The following is a 19,932-nucleotide window of genomic DNA, read 5'->3' on the forward strand; positions in this document are numbered from 1 at the left end:
AACTTTTAGGGGTCACTTCAAGAGTGCGAAAATTGCACTCTTTTTTATATTTTTATTCAATAAAGTATTTCTATTTATTTTACTATCGTTTATATGATGGCTTTTGAATTGCTTTACGCTATCTAGAGAACTGATTCTAAAGCAGTATTAAAGTTTGACATGTAATCATGCATTCTATAATATATATGCTATAGCATATATATTATAAATTATTTGGAGGTGGCATATGGACTTATATGATTTAACAGGATATCTTGTTCATCGTACTGATCTGAAGGTAATAAATTATATAATGTAGGTTATTAATCGCATATACCTTATAAAATTTATCGATTATATGCTATAGCATATAAAAGTTTTTTCTTAACTTGTAACGCTCAAAATTTAAATAATATAGTAGAAAATTCATGAAACGGGGAGAGTTTAGTTATGGAAAAATTCATATTAGCGTTTGATAGAGAACTTGTAATTGCAGAAAGAAAAGATTCAGTATGGAGCGTGCACTCACAGTTTGAAGGTGCTAATCCAGTTGCTTTAGCTTCTGACCCATACGACCAAGAAAGAATGTATTGTGGTACTTTTGATAGGGGATTATGGAGAAGCAAAGATGGAGGAAGTTCATGGGAAGCGATTGGTACGTTACCTTCGTTTGGTGAAGTGTTCCCAGCGGATGCTATTCATATGAGAGCTATTACAGCAGTTTCTGTATCTCCAGCGAAGGGGGATGACGGTAACGGGATTGTATATGTAGGAACTGAACCGAGCGCATTGTTTGTATCCAAAAATGGAGGAGACAGTTTTGAATTGCTAACGGATTATCGACAAATGCCATCGTATCCATCATGGTTCTTTCCTCAACGAACATATACACACCATGTAAAACATATTGAAATTGATGCTAATAATCCAGAAATCATTTATACAACGATTGAGGTTGGGGGATTAATTAAAAGTGTAGATGGCGGTATGACATGGACGGAGGAAAAAGAGGGGAATTATCCTCAAGATATTCACGTTCTTAAATCACATCGCAATGCACCAAATCGTTTATATGGGGTTTTAGGTGATTCATTCTTGAAAGAACCAGGTCAAGAGTATGCAGAAAGTTGTGATGGAGGTAAGACTTGGAATTATATTTGTAGTGGGTTAAAGCATCATTACGCGTATCAAATGGCAGTTAACCCAACTGATCCGGAAAATATTATTATTGCGACATCTTCAAATCCACACGTAGCACATGATTACAATAATGGAAATTGCGAATCATTTATTTATAAGAAAGAAAAAGATCAGTCTTGGACAGAAATGAATGCAGGTTTACCAACTCCTAAAGGCACAATCATACCAGTATTAAAGGCAACAAGTGATGGAACGTTCTATCTATTTAGTAATAAAGGTGCTTATCAGTCAGTAGATGGCGGTTCAAATTGGAGTTCATTAGAGATTCCTTGGGAGAATAGATTTATGGACCAACATCCTTATGAGATATTAATTATTAAATAAGTGATTTTTACTACTATTCATTAAGAATGTTTAGTTGAATTTAAATTGAAAATGTATGAAGTCAGGTAATGCGTCATAAACGCTTCCTGGCTTTTTTGCTGACTAAAATAATGAATCAATTTAACATTATTATCTTTGGTGATTAAAGTCATATTTGTGTAAATATGAAACACGCAGGATACATGAATAGAGAATGGGTAAAATAGTACCGAATGATCACTAAATCGTATCAATGATGTTATAAGACGTTTTTTAGGTAAACTGAAATGGTTTACATATGAAGCAGTTTAGTTAGATTCAGAATGACTGGCAAGTGGTGTTATGGAGTTCCATGATTAAAAAACGAACTCATTTAAACGCATATTATCTTCGAGATGTATCATTTTGAAGGATATTAAAACTCAGGAGGCAATGAATTATGACAAAAGATTTCTACACTGCACTGAAAGAAAGACGTACTTATTATGGAATTAACAAAGAGGTACAAGTATCAGATGAAAAAATTAAAGAAATCGTGGAGTTTGCTGTGAAACACACACCATCAGCTTTCAATTCTCAAACTGCGCGATTAGTTGTATTATTTGGTGAAGCTCATAATAAATTATGGGATATTACAACTGAAACATTAAGAAAAGTAGTTGGAGATGGAGATTTCTCAGGAACGCAACAAAAAATGGATTCCTTTAAAGCTGGTTATGGAACAGTACTATACTTTGAAGATGAAGCGATAGTTAAATCGCTTCAAGAAAAATTTGCTGCATATGCTGATAACTTCCCGATTTGGTCAAACCAAGCATCAGGTATGCACCAATTAGTTGTGTGGACCGCATTAGAAGCAGAGGGATTAGGGGCATCTTTACAACATTATAATCCACTAATTGACGATGAAGTGAAAAGTGAATGGAATATCTCTGCTAATTGGAAACTAATTGCACAAATGCCGTTTGGTAACCCAACAGCTGCACCAGGTGAAAAAGAATTCCAACCGCTTGAAGAGCGTGTGAAATTTCATAATTAATATACAAATGTAATAAAGTGAAACTTTAATCAGTAGAAGTTTTACTGTTCGCAAATAGCGGAATAACCTAACGGTATTGTGAAAATAAACTGTTCAGTTACAAAAATTTTATTCGTTCTTTCTGTTAATCGAGTATGTATTAATAAAAGCTGTTAAAAACAATATTTTAATCTTTAAAGAAACAAGGTGATCGCTTTGATCACCTTGTTTCATTTCTTAAATTTTATTTTATTCATTCAAAAACGCTAGCTTTTCATAAATGTTTGAAAAACTAGCGTTTTAATTATAGATATTTGTAATTTGATTACTTAAAACTATATATGAAAAAGCTTTTATGCTATTCCTCAAGTTTTATCCATTCCTGTGACCATTCTTCTATTCCACGAATAATGGATTCTAAAGCAAATCCTTTTTGAGTTAAAGAATATTCTATACGAACTGGTGTCTCAGGAAAGACTTTACGTTCGACAATTCCTTCTAGTTCTAATTCCTTCAATCTTTCTGAAAGTAATCTTCCGCTAACAGGAAGAGAAGATTCAAGTGTACAAAAGCGCTGAGATCCAGAGAAAAGTTGATAAATAATCAGTGCTGTCCATCGTTGACTAAAAAATTTCATTCCTTTTTCAAAGCGAGGGCATAATGTAGAATCATTCATTTTCCTTCACCTCCTAAAATAAATTATATAACATCTTACAGTTAGTAACAAATATTTTTATAATTAATTACTTGACGTAAATTAATTACGAATGTATACTCACTTACATAAAGTAACTAAGTTGTTTTATGTAACTGGAATTCTTTTCTTTAAATAGCCAAGGTTGTAATGATACATATTGCATATAAGCTGGGAGAAAAAGAATATCATCTGTAAAAACACTTACGCTGTGTAAGTTAAACAATAAAAAATATAACAATGGAAGAGAATTTTTTAGAGATTCTCTATACTAGGAGGTACCTAATGGTTACAACAGATACAATTCATATGTTAGAAAATAAAATTCAATTTATACATCAAGATGGAAAGGATATTTATTTAGTAGGTCCTATCAAATTGCCAATTAATTTATATGGAGAGACTAAAGTTTTCCAATGGTATTCTTGGTTGCAATGTAGTGAGGGTACAAATAGTGTAGAAGGAATTATTGAAAAGCTTTCATCAATTAATTTAGCTGATATGCAGCAATCTAGTGTGCTTGTGTATGGTGATTTTGAGGATTCTGAAGATGCCCTAATTCGTATGCATAGTATTTGTCACACTGGTGACATCTTTGGTAGTAAACGTTGTGATTGTGGATTCCAATTAAAGCAGTCTTTACAAATGATTACAGAACATGGTTCAGGTGCTTTATTTTACTTAGCGAATCATGAAGGAAGAGGGATTGGCTTGTTTAGTAAAGCGATGACGTATCTCTTGCAAGAAAATGGGTTAGATACAGTGGAAGCCAATCTGAACCTAGGTTTTGAAGATGACGTTCGAAACTATGATGATACAATTGAAGTATTAAAAGCGCTACGCTCAAAACCTGTAAAACTTATTACAAATAATCCGAAAAAATTAGAAGCGTTACAAAAAGCTGGATTAAATGTTACGAGTCGTGAACCATTATGGGGGGATGTCTCAGAGTTTAATGAGAAATATTTGCAAACGAAGGTTCAGCGTTCGGGACATTTTGAAGGGGGACACTTACATGCTTGAGCATGAATTGTATATGAAGCTAGCATTAGAAAATGCCAAGGCTATGAAGGGACAAACCACTCCTAATCCATTGGTTGGATCTGTAATTGTAAATGATAATCGAATTGTAGGGATTGGAGCACATATGAAGGCTGGAGAACCACATGCCGAAATACATGCGATACGTATGGCGGGAGAACAGGCCCGTGGTGGTACAATCTATGTAACTCTTGAACCTTGTTCTCATCATGGAAGAACAGGTCCTTGTGCAGAGGCAATTGTACAAGCAGGCATTAAGAGAGTAATAGTTGCTACACTTGATCCAAATCCACTTGTTTCTGGACGTGGAATTAAAATTTTACAAGATGCTGGTATTGAAGTGCTTGTAGGAGTGTGTGAAGAAGAATCTAAAAAGATGAATGAGGTCTTTAATAAATATATTTTGACAAAGCGTCCATTTGTAACGATTAAATCAGGAATTACATTAGATGGGAAAATTGCTACTTCTTTATCGGATAGTAAGTGGATTACATCTACAGAAGCAAGACAGGAAGTACACCAAATACGAAACGAAAATGCGGCTATTTTAGTAGGAGCGAATACTGTCCAAAAGGATAATCCATCATTGACAACGCGTATTCCAAATGGAAGAAATCCAATTCGAGTAGTATTGGACTCAACATTACGTATACCGATGGAAGCTAACGTTGTTACAGATGGAGAAGCTCCTACCTGGATATTTACAACAAGTAATCATGCAGAGGAAAAAAAGAAAGCATTAGAAAATGCAGGAGTCAAAGTATTTGTTACTAGCGGAGAAAAGCATATAAACTTACATGAAATGCTTGATGTTTTAGGGCAAAAAGGAGTTTCCTCCCTGCTTATTGAAGGTGGCGGAGAGGTAAATGCTTCGTTTATTGAAAATAAATTAATAGATAAACTTATTTTATATATTGCACCTAAAATTATTGGGGGTAGAATGGCGCCTAGCTTTGTAGAGGGTGCTGGTATTACTAAAATGCAAGATGCGATTGAGTTTAAGGACATATCTTTTACCCAGGTTGGAAAAGATTATAGATTTATTGGCTATCCAAAATATCGGAAAGATGAGGAATAAGGAGAATAAAAAATTACTTATGTTTTCAATAAATGAAGTGCAGAAAGGAGCGATGAAGGGTGAAGTTTGGATTTGATATCGATGATACGTTAATCGATTTAAGACAGCATGCTTTTCATTTATATAACAAAAAATTAAACAAAAAAGTAGGATTGGATGTATTTCATTCTTTAAAAACAATTGAAATTCATGAAGCATTTGGCATGACTTCGGAGGAAGGCAGTCAGATGTGGAATAGTTTGCTGGATGAGATTTATTATACTTCTTGTTCACCGTTTCCATATGCAATAGAGACCTTACAAGAATTGGAAAGGCAAGGACATGAAATATACTATATAACGGCGCGACCTAAAGAACATGGAGAGCAAACAAAAAAATGGTTAATAGAACAAGGGTTTCCGGTACATGAAGATCGCTTTTTCTATGGAATGAAAGATGAAGAAAAAATACACTTCATACAAGAAATAAAATTAAACTATTTCTTTGATGATAAGCCAGCTGTCTTAGAAACGTTAATAGGAAAGCCAATAAAAGTGTATGCAAAAACTACTTCTTACAATCAACATCTCAATATCTCGCGTATTACAAGTTGGACAGAGTTGGGAAATATTATAAAGAAAGATATGTAAGGATTTAACTAGAAAATCAAATAGAGCCAAGAGCATATTGAGTATTACAATTTTAGAGGAAAGACATATGTGATATGTCTTTCCTTATTTTTTGGTGGTTACAAGGAATAACACCGTTTCTTTAAAGTGTCATGTACTGGGAGTACTTCTAATAGAGAGGAAATAGAAAAATGAGAAATAAGAAAAATATTTTTAAGTTAGTCTTGTATGGAAGCGTAATTTATATATCAATGATGGGTTCCCCTGGTGCCGCAGTATTTGCGGATATTTTGGATGAGAAGTTAAAGAATGAATGGGATGTGTTCATAATCATGAATTTTTGGGAAATCAACATTACAATGTTAGGTTATTTTGAATCAGTAGTGGATAATATGCAAAATTGCATATTACAAAATAAACATCGTAATTTTTGGATTCTTAGTATAAAATACATTACTTAAACTATATATTAGAATGGAGAAAGTGAATTGGAATTATTAAGAAACAGTAAGGTTGGTACAAAACTAAACATATTAATAACTATATCAAGTATTGCATGTATAGTATTATCCCTAATAGGGTTTGGGGGATTAGAAAGAGGGAAAAGTACTTCCTCTAATATGTATGAAGATAATTTACTACCAATTGAGTGGATTGGGATTGTAGAATCTAATTTTTATCACGTTAATATGAACTTTATGGAAATAATGTTATCAAAAGATGAAAAAAGAATGAACGAATTAATAAGAGAAATGGATGGAATTCGTAAGGAAAATGATCATCTTTTAAAGCAGTTTGAGGCTAAAGTAATTTCTACTAAAGAAAAAGAATTATATAACAAGTTTCATGAAACATTTAATGAATTAAGAACTCAAATGAAGAAAGCGCAAGAATTAGGGAAATCTAATAATGAGGAAGCATATGTATATTACCTAAAAGAGATTGAACCTAATATGCAAAAATCAATTAAATCAATTCGTGAATTGATTATATATAATAGTAATGATGCAGAACTTTTACAAAAGGAAAATAATAATGGTGCTCAAAACACAATGATAATGTTTGTTAGTATTTCAATTTTAGCAATTTTAATAATTATATTCATTGGATATATCATTAAATTAACTATCCGAAAACCACTTGCGTTACTACAAAATGATATGGAAAAAGTAGCAGCTGGAAATTTAACAACACGTACTCCTTATAAAGCAAATAATGAGTTAGGACATATTGTCCAGTCTTTTAATAGTATGTTAGATAACCTTCAACAATTAATTGCGAATGTTAAAATGACAACACAAGAGGTTATTTCTTCTACGGAGGGCGTATTACAAGATACAAAGCGAGCATCTAATATTTCAACTGAGGTTGTACAGACTATTTTAGAAGTAAAAACAAAAATAGAAGGACAAGTAACTAGTATTCAGGAGAGCTCATCCTCAATGGAAGAAATTACAACTGGGGTGCAAACTGTAGCTGAATCTTCAGCAGTAGTCGCTGAGGTAGCAGTAACGACTACGGAACGAATAAATATCGGTAGTGAAGTGATAAATCACTCTATTCTTCAAATGAACAGTGTGCATGATGTTGTCGAGGAAACATCAAAAGTAATAAATAAACTTGTTACACGTACACAACAGATTGATACAGCTCTCGCTGCAATTACTAATATTGCCGAACAAACGAACCTTCTTGCCTTAAATGCTGCTATTGAAGCGGCACGTGCTGGAGAGAATGGGAAAGGATTTGCAGTGGTTGCCGCAGAAGTTAGAGACTTGGCTGAGCAATCTAAAGAATCTGCAAAGGAAGTTAATCATTTAATAAAATCCATTCAACAAGATACCCAAGATACAGTTAATGTCATGCAAAAAGGACAACAGAAGGCAGTAGAAGGAAAAGAAGCTGCTCACAAAGCGAATCGAACCTTCTTGTCTATTATGAGAGATATTGATAAAATTACAGGTCAAATTCAAGAAGTATCCGCAGCGACAGAAGAGATGTCTGCTGGTACAGAAGAAGTAAATGCTTCTCTTTCGCTAGTTTCTGAAACTGCAACAGATGTAAAGAAGGAGACTCTTCAAACAGTAAAGTCAATTCAATCACAGGTCGTATCAATTGAACAAATATCAATTCAATCCAACAAAATGAAAGAAAAGGTGGAAGAATTAACGGAATTGGTTTCAAAATTTAATATTACAGAACAAAAAGGATGAGTAAAACGTAAAAGTTTAGGTACGGCTATCAGCCTAAAAATATTTGATTTTTCGCGATTAAAAGAGATTTTAGTAATTAATTTAATCACAAGTATAATAACATGTATAAAAAAACATGAAGACTTAAGGGTCTTCGTGTTTTTTTTTATTGAATAATGTATGGAAAAAATATTGATCATTATACGATATTTTGGAAGTTATCACAAAATATTCATATATGCAAAATTACATACATTAAATGATTGATAATCATGAATTAATGTAACTATAATAATTACACTGATAAATAATTTACTGGCCATAATTATAAGTGAGGAAGGAGGAATTTGTTTTATTGTATTTTGTATATGAAAAAATAGAAAAGGAGAGATGCAAATGAAAAGGTTACTTGTTATAGGCATAATGTATACAATGTTTTTCCTAATAGGAAATATACACTTACATGCTGATGAACGAATAAATGTAAAAGAAGTTACTAGTTTAGAAGAGCCTACTTGGATATTTCAGGCGGGCATAAGTAAAGGTAAGTATCATGATCGACAGGATTTAGGGTTTATTTTGCAGAGAAATACACCATTAAAGGTAAGACAAACGAATCCTAATTTTAAAGACAAATTAACATTACGCTTATTATCTAATGACTCAAAAAATGAAAAGTCCATACAAGTAGGAAATGAATGGGTTACTATTCAAGGTGATACGCCTTTAGTTCCTTTCATAGATACTCCGTATGGTGAAGAGCGCGCTATACTTGAGTACCAAGTAGGGAATGAAAGTGCTACGAAACCTCTTCCAATTTATAAACAACAAGGAAGTGTATCTCAATTTTTTAGCGCATGGGATCGATTTGATGGAGAGTATGCATTAATTCAAGGGAAGAGTTTTCAATTATTTGTACCTAAAAAAGATAAAGAATTAGTAAGATCTTTAAAAGATTTTCAATCGTTAGATGAGTTAATTGCGTATTATGAAGATATTTTTGCGATGTATGATTCAATTATTGGTTTAGATGGCTCAACTGTTGAAAATAGAAAAAGTCAAAATCGTTATTTCTTAAAAGCAGATATATCCGGTGCTGGCGGTGCTTATTATGGTTCAAATTGGACAGCGAATAGTACAGATAGTACAAAGATGTGGTTAGATAAACTAAGTTGGGGAACTTTACATGAAATCGCTCATGGATATCAAGCTGGTTTTGATAATCAAGGAATATTTACAGGAGAAGTTTCTAATAATCTATTTGGTGTTCAATATCAATATAGTAAATATGGAAAAAAAGCAGATCAAGTTGGTTGGTTGTTTAATTTTGGGAAAAAGGAACACGTAGAACGGAATGTATACAATGCTTTAATGAAAGAAAATAAAAAATATGATGACTTAGATTTACGACAAAAACTTATTCTTTTAACGATGGCGAAACAAAAAGCTGGCGATGAAGCTTTTGCGAAAATGTATCAAGGTTATCGAAAACTAGCTAGCAATACAGCTTTCAAAAAAGGTGCCCATTCTTTACCAGATTTAATGAATCAGTATTATAGTGAGAATGGACAAGTTGATTTTACACCTGTCTTTGAAAGATGGGGCTTTAAACTTAATAATAAACAAATAGAGATGAATAGGGAAAAAGGTTATCCGGCTGTTACTTCTTTAGCTTATATAGTGCCTGAATCACAATTAGTTAAAGCAAGAGCACTAGTTGATCCTGAGATTCCGATAAACTCTAACTTTGAAATAGTTACGAATCAGCAAATTGCTTCACTTGGGCTAAAAGGGAACTTGCATATCCATTTAAATACAAATGAAATAGATATATTGAAAGGAGGGAAAATTAAATTAAAAGAAGGCAATAAAGTTATTCAAGAGAAAACAATTGAAACAACAGATATCAATTTACAAGATGTACCAAATGGGGTTTATACAGTTGAGATTTCAGGTGGAAAGACGGATAGTATGTACCATTTCAGTTCGTATTATGCCTATATAAAGGAAAAAGATAACAGTCTAAACATTGATATTAACGAAATGAAAGTGAGTAAGTTGGTAAATGAAACGATTCAATTCCTAGGATTAGGAGATGACCAGTTTGCCGAATTAAATACAGACTTAGAGCAAGAGCAAGCTGTTTTTACGGTTACTACTAAGACTCCTCATAGCTATTATGCAGGTGAAAAATACGCATCAATAGAAGTGTTTAATGATAAAGGTGAAAAGATTTATACGAAGGAAATGGAAGGGACGAATGTAACGATTGTAAAAGATACAGTTCCACTAAAAGAAGGATATAGAATTAAAATCTATCATGATGAAATGAAAAAACGATTAACTAGTAAAGCTACTATTATTAATTCTATGAATAAAATAAATGAATTTATAATGACAAAATGGGGATTGAAAAATACTTATTTGCAAAATAATCCGGAAGAAAATCTTATGCAAAGAATTGATGAAGAAATGGAAGCAATTATAAGTAATCCTGTTTTAAAAGAGATACCAATGCAAAAATTAGAAATGAAAAAGAATGTGTGGATGGCAATAAATATGTTATCAGAACGACAAAAAATAATGTATATGAATAAGTATAAAGATAGTTTATATAATGAGTAATTTTTGAGAAATGAATTGAATTGAATCTAAAAGTAACGATGCAATCTATTTATATTATGAAGAATCACAATTCATATACAGTAGATAAACAAGGATAGTTTGAAATATCTATGATTATAATTCTAAAAAAATATTTATTAAACTTAATAATAAGATTATAAAGGAGTAAGGATATGAAGAATTTCGTAAAGGTAGGATTAACTACAGGAGTGGCGTTATCGGCGATTATGCCTTATGCAGGAGTACATGCGGCAACAGAAGATTTAAAAGTGGAAACAAAGGAAGATACGTTCCGAACAGGTAATTTAACAGCACCTTCTCAAAATTCGGCGGAAAATGTAGTAAAGGATGCACTAAAAGGAAAAACAGAGCAAGCATTATCATCAAAGCAAGTTAATACTGAATCAAAAGTAAATTATAATGTTACGCAAAGTCGTAAATCTTATGATGGTACTACATTGGTACGTCTTCAACAAACATATGAAGGACGTGATGTATACGGATATCAATTAACAGCACATATTAATGATGATGGTGTACTTACGAGTGTTTCGGGGGATAGTGCCCAAGATCTACAACAACAGGAAGATTTGAAACAACCTATTACTCTATCAAAAGAGGATGCAAAGAAACAGCTTTTTAACATCTATGGGAATAATCTCACATTTGTTGAGGAACCAGAAATTAAACAAGTGGTGTATGTAGATGAAGATACAAATAAAGCTACAAACGCATACCAAATTACTTTTAGTGCATCTACACCTGAATATGTATCGGGTACAGTATTAATTGATGCTTTTGGTGGGAATTTATTAAAAGAAATTGTTCAAAAATTGGGTATACAAGTAGATAGTAGTATTGTCCAATCCGCGACATTAAATAAATCACAAGATCCTTCAAAATTAACAGGCGCAGGAAAAGATGATTTAGGTATTAATCGTACATTTGGAATTTCACAACGAAGTGATGGAACGTATATTCTTGCAGATTATTCTCGTGGTAAGGGAATTGAAACGTATACAGCTAATTATAAAGATTATAACAATTATAGAAGAAATGCATGGGGGTATCTGGATGATTTAGTTACAAGTAATTCTACAAATTTTACAGATCCTAAAGCAGTTAGTGCACATTATTTAGCAACGAAAGTATATGATTTTTATCAAGAAAAATATGGCCGTAACAGCTTTGATAATAATGGACAAAAAGTAATTTCTGTCGTTCATGGTTGGAACACAAATGGTACGAATAAAGGAAATCCTAAGCAGTGGTTTAATGCATTTAGTAATGGGGCTATGTTGGTATACGGAGATCCAATTGTTAGAGCATTTGATGTGGCAGGGCATGAGTTTACACATGCGGTTACAAGAAATGAATCTGGACTTGAGTACGCAGGAGAAGCTGGTGCAATTAATGAAGCGTTATCTGATATTTTAGGAGTAGCAGTTGAGAAGTATGCCAATAACGGAAAGTTCAATTGGACAATGGGAGAACAATCTGGTCGTATATTTAGAGATATGAAAAACCCATCATCTATCTCTTCTAGATATCCAGAGGATTATAGACATTATAATAACTTACCTATTGATGCTGACCACGATCATGGTGGTGTACACACGAACTCTAGCATTATTAATAAAGTAGCTTATTTGATTGCTAGTGGTGGAAATCATAATGGAGTAAATGTACAAGGCGTTGGAGAAGATAAAATGTTTGATATTTTCTATTATGCGAATACGGATGAATTAAATATGACTTCTGACTTTAAAGAATTAAAAGAAGCTTGTATTCGTGTAGCAACGAACTTATATGGTAAAGATTCATCAGAAGTACAAGCTGTCCAACAAAGCTTTAAAGCAGCTTATATTTAAGATTATTAAGATGAATCGAAAATTATTCATCTTAAGATGATTTGCTTTAGATATATAGATAAAAAACTTGTAGAACTGAAGTCAACCCCGATAACGGGACACATATAAAAACGCCTAAACCACCTATCCCCTAAACTATTTAGGGGATAGGTGGTTTGATTTTTCTTGAATTCGCACAGTTGGGTTTGGATACTGTTGTTATCAGAAAGCTTCACTTTTTAAATGTGCTAATTGAGAGTAGTCTAATAGATTTCATCAAGATTTATTGAGTAATAATTTTCAATGAAATTGTTCATAAAAAACACATGGAATTGAGTTTCATTCGTAACAAATTAACCTATGACAAACTTACTTCATATTTTAAATGAAATGAAAAAACAAATTAATATCCTTTTTTATTGTATATACAAACTATACGATGATTAATTTTTTAAGGGAGGTAAGGGAGATTTATGTCATATGAGAGTGGGAATTATTCAAAAGGGTTAAATCAAGATGGTTTTATATCTGCTGGAGCAATTGATCCTGGTATTGTAGGACCTACATTACCACCAATACCATCATTTACATTACCAACAGGCCCAACGGGAGCGACGGGTCCAACAGGTCCAACTGGAGATACCGGAGTAACAGGGGCAACGGGTCCAACAGGTCCAACTGGAGTGCCCGGAATAACGGGTCCAACAGGTCCAACCGGAGATACCGGAGTAACGGGGGCAACGGGTCCAACCGGAGATACCGGAGCAACGGGAGCGACGGGTCCAACTGGAGATACCGGAGTAACAGGGGCAACAGGTCCAACCGGGGATACCGGAGCAACGGGAGCAACAGGTCCAACCGGAGATACCGGAGCGACAGGAATAACAGGTCCAACCGGAGTCACACCAACAACTTCAACAAAATCTATTCAGTTTGGAGGTAGTAATGCAGGGTTTCAGCTTGTAGCAGGATCACCTGGGGCAGCTTCACAAACACTCCCTTATGTAACAGCCGGGGCTGGTAGTGTTGTTGGTTTTGCTGCTTCTATTAATGTAGTTAATTTATCCCCAGGCACATACTTATTACAAGTATGTGATAATGTATTTAATAATGCAGTTGCACCGCTAGTTGGTCAAATCGTATCTACAATTACATTTACTGTTACATCCAGTATTACTGGAACGATAGTATTTTCAATTAAACCTACTGATATTGGACCACAGCCTGTAAAAATATTTAACCCAAGTCCAGTAGTTGCACCCGCAACAGTTACATGGACTAGTACGATACCTGGTAATCCAGTTGCGATAACGGATGCGATATCACTCTTTATTGTGCCAACGATTACGCAAAGTGCTGTATACGCTGTATCTATATCTACAGCAATCTAGTGACAATTAATACTATTAATGCAGTCGATCAAAGTATTCCTAAAGGAACATACAGAATATGGGAAGGAGCCTGGATGGTATAGGGGCTCTTTTTTTTCGTTAATTAACTTTCTTCCATCAATATTAGCTAGTAAGATAGGTTTTTTCCTACAAATCGGAATGGCAAGTATTTCGTATGATTTGTTGTTATGTATAAAATGTTTATTAGTTGTTCTAGCTATACCATAACGTTATAAAGTTCATGTAATATCGAAGTTAGATTCATTCATTTTAACTAATAATTTGTTGGGGGATATGATGAAAGGAGGGAATTAAAGTGAGATTAGAGAGTGAGAGGATTTATGTAAGAACTCTTTGTGAGTTAGATGCACCTATTATATTAGAAAGCACAATGGATGAAGAAATACGTTATATGACCGGAACGCAGTCTAGTTTTTCATTGGAGCAAATTCATACACATATACATAAAGTGAATAACGATTCAAGTCGCTATGATTTCGCTATTTGTTTACAAGAAACTGACGAAATGATCGGAGAGTTATCGATTCTTAATATCGATGAGGAGAATCAAAAAGCAGGATTCAGAATATCAATGGCTTCTGTTTCATTAACAGGAAAAGGGTACGGGACTGAAGCAATCAAAATGGCTCTAAGTTTTGTTTTTGAACAACTCAAATTAAATCGATTACAGTTAGAAGTATTTAGTCATAATTTACGCGGAATGAGAGCGTATGAAAAGGTTGGGTTTGTAAAAGAAGGAACCTTACGTCAATCCTTATATTATAATGACACGTACTCGGATGAAATTATTATGGCAATCCTTAAAAGTGATTATAAAAATATGCAATAGTCTTTTGTGTGGAGTATTTTTCATCAGTTTTGTATATTTTATTAATAAATCCGTCCGTCCTGGAGATAGTGTGCTACTATCATTTCCCCAGAATGGACGGATGTTTTCATTTATTCTTATAAATGCCGACTTTTTAGCACTAAGTAATCGTTATTTTTTAACGAGTTATAGTTACCAAACGTTTTTCAACACTATTTTTCCTATTGCTTTATTCGATTCCAAATACTCATGTGCTTGAGCAACTTCATCAAACGTAAAAGTTTTAGAATCTAGCAACGGGCGAAGTTTTCCTTCTTCTACTATTTGCGTTATTTTAGTTAAGATTTCCCCGCAATCGTTACGCTTATCTGTATGTAATAGTTTTAAAGCCATAAAAGTAACGTGCAGTGAGAGTCCTTTTGCGTGTAAAGGAGAGAGGTCATGAGTTGAACGAGCTGCAATGGTTGCGATAGTTCCATTGACCGCGGCAGCTTCAAAAGAATTATCGAGATTCTTGCCACCTACTGTATCAAATATAACTTCAAATCCGTTACCATTTGTATGTTTTTGCACATATTCTTGAACAGATTCTTCTTTATAATTAATAGCTATGTCGGCTCCAAGATGATGAGCTATTTCAAGTTTGTTTTGCTGAGAAGCTGTCGTGAAAACTTTGGCACCTGCCCATTTAGCTAGTTGAATGGCAACGTGTCCTACGCCGCCAGTAGCCCCATGAATGAGGACGTTTTGACCTGATTTAATGTTTGCGCGATCAAATAAAGATTCCCAAGCGGTAATTGCAACTAATGGCAGGGCAGCTGCTTCTTCCATTGTTAAATTTTTTGGTTTGTGAGCAATCAACCGAGCGTCGGCAAGCATAAATTCTGCAAGTGCACCACCAGTAGTTCCTTTGAAACCTCCAGCACACCCGTATACTTCATCACCAAGCTCAAATTTCGAAACACCTTCGCCGATTTCTATAACAATACCTGCTACATCTCCATGTAATATAGCTGGAAATTCAGGAGCAACTGATGAAACAGCGCCACTACGCATTTTCGTATCGATCGGGTTTACGCTTGTTGCTTTTACATGGATTAGAACATGACCTGGTAAAAGTTTCGGTTTTGAAACTTCCTCTAATTGAAATACAGATGAATCCCCAAAAGAATGGATAATTTGTGCCTTCATTGTTTATGACCTCCTGTTCGTGGTTATAGCATAGCAAAGTACCCAAAATAAGTATAATATTATGACTTAGTCAAGAAATGAACGCCTGTTAGCGTTTCACTTAGTTCCCAAAGCGTTTCTGCATATTTTGTATTACAAGCCCAAGGTCTAACTCCTGATGGATCCGAATTTTCGGCAGAAACAGCTTCCGCAATGTCAACATTTTCGCAATACACGCCGCCCTTATCATCAAGTTGGCTATTTACCGCACACCATACAATTGTAGCGGCTCCTTCTGGGATACTTTTAAATTCTTCATTATATTTTACTAACGCTCGCTTTCCATGCTCGTCCAGTGCTCCCATTGAATGCATTTCTTCATCAGTTAAATTTCGAGACAAATTTGTGACAATCGTTCCGGGGTGAGCAGAGAATGTGCGTACATTAAATTCTTTCCCACGTTTATCTAATTCAACAGCAAATAATGCATTTGCTGTTTTGGATTGTCCGTAGGCTTGCCATTTGTCGTAATGCCGATTTTTAAAGTTTGGATCGTTAAAATCAATACCACAAATGCGATGACCGCGCGAACTAACAGATACAACTCTTGCTCCATTAGCTTTGGCTAAAGCTGGCCAAAGTCGTGCTGTTAATTGGAAATGTCCTAAGTGATTTGTTGCGAACTGTGATTCATATCCTCGCGCATCATGTTTTAATGGATTAGCCATTATTCCTGCGCCGTTCACTAAAATATGCAACGGACGTTCAGTGTTAAGAAATCTTTCTGCAAAAGCATCTATCGAATCTGGATTAATGAGATCTAGCTTTTCCAGTTCCACTCGTGGAATGTTTGAAGTAGCTTCTTGAGCTTGTTCTATTCTTCTTGCTGGTACGATAACTGTTGCGCCAGCTTCCACAAGTACGCGCGTTATTTCAAGTCCTAATCCTGAATAGCCTCCAGTTACTATAGCTATTTTTCCGCTTAAATCTCTTCCTCCTAGAGCCTCTTTAGCGGTAGTTCTTGCTCCGAATCCAGAATGAATTGTTTTTTGAATTGTGCTTTCATTATTTTTGTTCATTATGTAACTCCATTTCCGTTCCTTTATTAACTTTCCCTGTTTTTATACGATCAAAGTGAGTGATTTTGTAATTAATAATATCCAAAGTTGCTTGCAAATTCGTTAGTTGTATTGTGATTTGGTTTTGATGTTCTTTAAGTATTGCTTTGCAAGCTTCATCATTTTTTGCTCGTGAGAATTTCATATATTCTTGTATTGTATGTAAGGGCATTTGTGTCCTTTTTAAATGATTAATGAAAAGTATTCGATCAATATCTAATTGAACATATTGCCTATTATTATTCTCATTTCTTTTAGCTGGGGGAAGAAGATTAATTTTTTCGTAGTACCTAATTGTGTCTGTGCTTAATCCTGTTTTCTTTGCAACATCTGATATTGTGAATAAATCGTTCATTTGTAATTCCGCTCCTTTCACTACAAGTGTATTACTTGGAGTTAACTCCAAGTCAATCATTTTGTTTGAGGGTTTTATCCCGCTATTTGCGGGGCAGTAAGACCTCCACCTCAAAATTCAGCGAGAGCAAAGAAGTTAGATGGGGATCGGGCTGCCTGTAAAAGCCTGACTGGTGTGGGGTGATTAAAGTTTCACTTTATATAAAGAAGAGGGGATTGCGTGAAATAGTGTGACGCACTTGCAAAAGAAACTTTTGGAGCTGTTGAAGGAAGGGGAATTGTTCTTTTATGCAGCATGAATGATTGCTGAAAGTGAAAATCAATCATTTAGTATAGGTACTTTAAAGTGCCTACATCACTTTAAAGTACGTACTGTTATTCCTGTTATGACCGATTTATAATAACACTCGTAGCACAAAGTTATAACGATTACGATCGTATTTTACTCAGATAAAACTGAAGCAATGTTGTGTTACAGAATTGAGTATGAATTTTAAAAAGAAAGACCAAAGATAAAAAATTATAGATTTATATGAATGAAGGAAAGTGAGTGAAACACATGGAAAAGTTTGCGAATCATTTTGGATATAATCGTATGTTTGCGAAAGATCAACTTACATTAGGAGTTCACATTCCGATTGAAAATTATCAGTTTCATGCTCCAACGATGGAAAAACAAGTAGAATTGGTACAAAAAGCGGAACAATATGGTTTTACAGGCGTATGGCTTCGTGACGTTTTGCTGCAAGACCCTGACTTTGGTGATCCTGCAACAGGCCAAATTTACGATATGATGATTTATTTGACGTACTTAGCAAGCCAAACAGAGAAAATCGCATTTGGAACGTCGGCAACTGTATTGTCACTTCGTCATCCGCTGCGTGTGGCGAAAGAAATTGCTACATTGGATCAACTGTTTCCAGAAAGAATTATGCTCGGCGTTTCATCAGGTGACCGACGTGCTGATTTTAAAGCGTTAGGTGTTAGTCATGAAACACGAGGTGAAAAGTTTAGAGAAGCGTTTGCTTACTTAGAAGAGATTTTGTATAAAAACTTCCCATCTATCCAGTCGACGCTAGGAGAAGTGAATGGAGCAAACTTAGTTCCGAAACCGTCTAAGCATATTCCAACCTTTATCACAGGTTTTAGTCAGCAAAATATGGACTGGTTCGCTGAACATGGTGATGGATGGATGTACTACCCACGTAGCCCGGTACATCAGGCGGCAGCAATTGGACAATGGAGAGAACTAGTAGAGGATTATCATCCAGATGTATTCAAACCATTTATACAGCCGATGCATTTAGACTTATCTGAAGATCCAAATGAACGTCCTACACCAATCCGTTTAGGTTACCGTACAGGGCGTAAAGCACTAATTGAACTGCTTGATATATACAGAGGTATTGGTGTGAATCATTTATTCCTTGCTCTATTTGATGGTAAACGTCCAGCTGACGAAGTATTAGATGAGCTAGGAGAAGAAGTACTTCCTCATTTCCCAGCATTGTAAAGGAGTGGAAAGAATGAAAGCGATAGGACTTATACAATATGGAGATAAAAATGTACTACAAGAAATCGAAATGAAAACACCTCTCTTAGGAGACAACGATGTACTGATTGAAGTATATGCAGCTGGTGTAAATCCCGTGGATTGGAAAATACGTGAAGGTCTACTTCAAGACGTAATTTCTTATGATTTCCCGCTCGTTTTAGGATGGGATGTTGCAGGTGTAGTTGCTGGTATAGGGAAAAACGTAACAGCATGTAAAGTCGGTGATGAAGTATATAGTCGTCCGGATATTGAGCGAAATGGCGCTTATGCAGAGTATGTGGCAGTAGATGAGAAGTACGTAGCGAAAAAGCCGCGAAATCTATCCTTTGAAGAAGCGGCATCAATCCCTCTTGTAGGATTGACAAGTTGGCAAAGTTTAGTGAAGTTCGCCAATATTCAAAAGGATAATAAGGTTTTAATTCATGCTGGATCCGGGGGAATTGGTACGTTTGCTATTCAGTTAGCAAAAAGCTTCGGTGCACATGTTGCAACTACGACTAGTACGAAAAATATACAGTTTGTAAAGGATCTAGGTGCTGATACGGTCATTGATTACAAAACAGCAGACTTTTCTCAGGTCCTGCATAATTACAATATTGTATTTGATGTGTTAGGCGAGGATGTACTAAAGGATAGTTATAAAGTGCTTGTCCAAAATGGAAAGTTAGCGTCCATTTATGGTCCGAAGGGTATAGAAGTCCCGCATACTGAAATATCTATAGAGAAAAATATTCAAGCTGAACATATATTTACTGAACCTAATGGATATGAGCTTTCTCTTATTACAGAATTAATTGAGGGCGGGAAGATTAAACCTGTTGTAACGCATGTGTTGCCTTTACATGTAGAAGGTGTAAAAAAAGCACACCACATAAGTGAGTCAGAACGTGCTCTTGGCAAAATTGTATTGAAGAAACATTGGTAAAG

The 19,932-nt window shown here is 34.7% G+C and carries 17 protein-coding genes; 13 read left to right on the top strand and 4 right to left on the bottom strand.

The features are described 5' to 3' along the window. Window positions 1-429: 429 nt before the first annotated feature. Window positions 430-1,503: a WD40/YVTN/BNR-like repeat-containing protein gene (locus COK05_RS04870; RefSeq protein WP_098611679.1), complete on the top strand. Its 1,074-nt coding sequence runs from the start codon at window positions 430-432 to the stop codon at window positions 1,501-1,503. Window positions 1,504-1,921: 418 nt separating this feature from the next. Next, window positions 1,922-2,521 (top strand): nitroreductase family protein, encoded by a 600-nt coding sequence (locus COK05_RS04875; RefSeq protein WP_098611680.1) that lies wholly within the window; start codon window positions 1,922-1,924, stop codon window positions 2,519-2,521. Window positions 2,522-2,858: 337 nt separating this feature from the next. Here COK05_RS04875 and COK05_RS04880 read toward each other — a convergent pair whose 3' ends face one another. After that, window positions 2,859-3,176: a winged helix-turn-helix transcriptional regulator gene (locus COK05_RS04880; protein ID WP_001000105.1), complete on the bottom strand. Its 318-nt coding sequence runs from the start codon at window positions 3,174-3,176 to the stop codon at window positions 2,859-2,861. Between the two features lie 303 nt (window positions 3,177-3,479). On the opposite strand from COK05_RS04880, the gene COK05_RS04885 reads away from it, so the two are divergent. The 9 genes from COK05_RS04885 (at window position 3,480) to COK05_RS04925 (ending at window position 14,829) form a co-directional block, all read left to right on the top strand. After that, window positions 3,480-4,217 carry a GTP cyclohydrolase II gene (locus tag COK05_RS04885; protein ID WP_098611681.1) on the top strand — a complete coding sequence of 246 codons (738 nt, stop codon included), beginning with the start codon at window positions 3,480-3,482 and terminating at the stop codon, window positions 4,215-4,217. After that, window positions 4,210-5,313, top strand: a complete 1,104-nt coding sequence (gene ribD / locus COK05_RS04890; protein ID WP_098611682.1) for a bifunctional diaminohydroxyphosphoribosylaminopyrimidine deaminase/5-amino-6-(5-phosphoribosylamino)uracil reductase RibD — start codon at window positions 4,210-4,212, stop codon at window positions 5,311-5,313. The genes COK05_RS04885 and ribD overlap by 8 nt, the downstream gene beginning before the upstream one ends. Window positions 5,314-5,372: 59 nt before the next feature. Then, window positions 5,373-5,942 (top strand): 5' nucleotidase, NT5C type, encoded by a 570-nt coding sequence (locus COK05_RS04895; protein ID WP_098611683.1) that lies wholly within the window; start codon window positions 5,373-5,375, stop codon window positions 5,940-5,942. A 170-nt stretch (window positions 5,943-6,112) separates the two neighbouring features. Further along, on the top strand, window positions 6,113-6,382 hold the full coding sequence (locus tag COK05_RS04900; protein WP_098611684.1) for a hypothetical protein: 270 nt from the start codon (window positions 6,113-6,115) through the stop codon (window positions 6,380-6,382). 27 nt (window positions 6,383-6,409) lie between these two features. Continuing rightward, complete coding sequence (locus COK05_RS04905; RefSeq protein ID WP_098611685.1) at window positions 6,410-8,134, top strand: methyl-accepting chemotaxis protein; 1,725 nt, start codon at window positions 6,410-6,412, stop codon at window positions 8,132-8,134. A gap of 375 nt (window positions 8,135-8,509) precedes the next feature. Then, entirely contained in the window at window positions 8,510-10,738 is a 2,229-nt protein-coding gene (locus COK05_RS04910; protein ID WP_098611686.1) for a putative mucin/carbohydrate-binding domain-containing protein, read from the top strand. 173 nt (window positions 10,739-10,911) lie between these two features. Further along, window positions 10,912-12,609, top strand: coding sequence for a M4 family metallopeptidase (locus COK05_RS04915; RefSeq protein WP_098611687.1), 1,698 nt, complete (start codon window positions 10,912-10,914; stop codon window positions 12,607-12,609). A gap of 452 nt (window positions 12,610-13,061) precedes the next feature. Further along, window positions 13,062-13,979 carry an exosporium leader peptide-containing protein gene (locus tag COK05_RS04920; protein WP_098611688.1) on the top strand — a complete coding sequence of 306 codons (918 nt, stop codon included), beginning with the start codon at window positions 13,062-13,064 and terminating at the stop codon, window positions 13,977-13,979. Between the two features lie 316 nt (window positions 13,980-14,295). Then, a complete protein-coding gene (locus COK05_RS04925) occupies window positions 14,296-14,829 on the top strand; it encodes a GNAT family N-acetyltransferase (RefSeq protein WP_098611689.1) in 534 nt (177 codons plus the stop codon). A 171-nt stretch (window positions 14,830-15,000) separates the two neighbouring features. Here the strand turns inward: COK05_RS04925 and COK05_RS04930 are convergent, their stop codons facing one another. From COK05_RS04930 to COK05_RS04940, 3 genes are read right to left on the bottom strand one after another with little or no spacing between them, the layout of a single operon-like run. Then, complete coding sequence (locus COK05_RS04930) at window positions 15,001-15,999, bottom strand: zinc-dependent alcohol dehydrogenase family protein (RefSeq protein ID WP_098611690.1); 999 nt, start codon at window positions 15,997-15,999, stop codon at window positions 15,001-15,003. A 59-nt stretch (window positions 16,000-16,058) separates the two neighbouring features. Then, complete coding sequence (locus tag COK05_RS04935) at window positions 16,059-17,057, bottom strand: oxidoreductase (RefSeq protein ID WP_098611691.1); 999 nt, start codon at window positions 17,055-17,057, stop codon at window positions 16,059-16,061. Continuing rightward, entirely contained in the window at window positions 17,044-17,451 is a 408-nt protein-coding gene (locus tag COK05_RS04940; protein WP_098611692.1) for a MerR family transcriptional regulator, read from the bottom strand. The genes COK05_RS04935 and COK05_RS04940 overlap by 14 nt, the downstream gene beginning before the upstream one ends. Before the next feature lie 558 nt (window positions 17,452-18,009). On the opposite strand from COK05_RS04940, the gene COK05_RS04950 reads away from it, so the two are divergent. Both COK05_RS04950 and COK05_RS04955 read left to right on the top strand, forming a co-directional pair. Then, window positions 18,010-18,963 carry an LLM class oxidoreductase gene (locus COK05_RS04950; RefSeq protein WP_098611693.1) on the top strand — a complete coding sequence of 318 codons (954 nt, stop codon included), beginning with the start codon at window positions 18,010-18,012 and terminating at the stop codon, window positions 18,961-18,963. A gap of 13 nt (window positions 18,964-18,976) precedes the next feature. After that, window positions 18,977-19,930, top strand: coding sequence for an NADP-dependent oxidoreductase (locus COK05_RS04955; protein ID WP_098611694.1), 954 nt, complete (start codon window positions 18,977-18,979; stop codon window positions 19,928-19,930). Window positions 19,931-19,932: the final 2 nt, after the last annotated feature.

It is taken from the genome of Bacillus cereus, assembly GCF_002567495.1.
Lineage (GTDB): Bacteria > Bacillota > Bacilli > Bacillales > Bacillaceae_G > Bacillus_A > Bacillus_A cereus_AQ.

Coding starts and splice junctions, on each gene's coding strand:
- COK05_RS04880 (WP_001000105.1), bottom strand. CDS start 3,176: ATGAATGATTCTACATTATGCCCTCGCTTTGAAAAAGGAATGAAATTT.
- COK05_RS04940 (WP_098611692.1), bottom strand. CDS start 17,451: ATGAACGATTTATTCACAATATCAGATGTTGCAAAGAAAACAGGATTA.
- COK05_RS04915 (WP_098611687.1), top strand. CDS start 10,912: ATGAAGAATTTCGTAAAGGTAGGATTAACTACAGGAGTGGCGTTATCG.
- COK05_RS04950 (WP_098611693.1), top strand. CDS start 18,010: ATGGAAAAGTTTGCGAATCATTTTGGATATAATCGTATGTTTGCGAAA.
- COK05_RS04955 (WP_098611694.1), top strand. CDS start 18,977: ATGAAAGCGATAGGACTTATACAATATGGAGATAAAAATGTACTACAA.
- COK05_RS04930 (WP_098611690.1), bottom strand. CDS start 15,999: ATGAAGGCACAAATTATCCATTCTTTTGGGGATTCATCTGTATTTCAA.
- COK05_RS04910 (WP_098611686.1), top strand. CDS start 8,510: ATGAAAAGGTTACTTGTTATAGGCATAATGTATACAATGTTTTTCCTA.
- COK05_RS04870 (WP_098611679.1), top strand. CDS start 430: ATGGAAAAATTCATATTAGCGTTTGATAGAGAACTTGTAATTGCAGAA.
- COK05_RS04920 (WP_098611688.1), top strand. CDS start 13,062: ATGTCATATGAGAGTGGGAATTATTCAAAAGGGTTAAATCAAGATGGT.
- ribD (WP_098611682.1), top strand. CDS start 4,210: ATGCTTGAGCATGAATTGTATATGAAGCTAGCATTAGAAAATGCCAAG.
- COK05_RS04935 (WP_098611691.1), bottom strand. CDS start 17,057: ATGAACAAAAATAATGAAAGCACAATTCAAAAAACAATTCATTCTGGA.
- COK05_RS04885 (WP_098611681.1), top strand. CDS start 3,480: ATGGTTACAACAGATACAATTCATATGTTAGAAAATAAAATTCAATTT.
- COK05_RS04875 (WP_098611680.1), top strand. CDS start 1,922: ATGACAAAAGATTTCTACACTGCACTGAAAGAAAGACGTACTTATTAT.
- COK05_RS04900 (WP_098611684.1), top strand. CDS start 6,113: ATGAGAAATAAGAAAAATATTTTTAAGTTAGTCTTGTATGGAAGCGTA.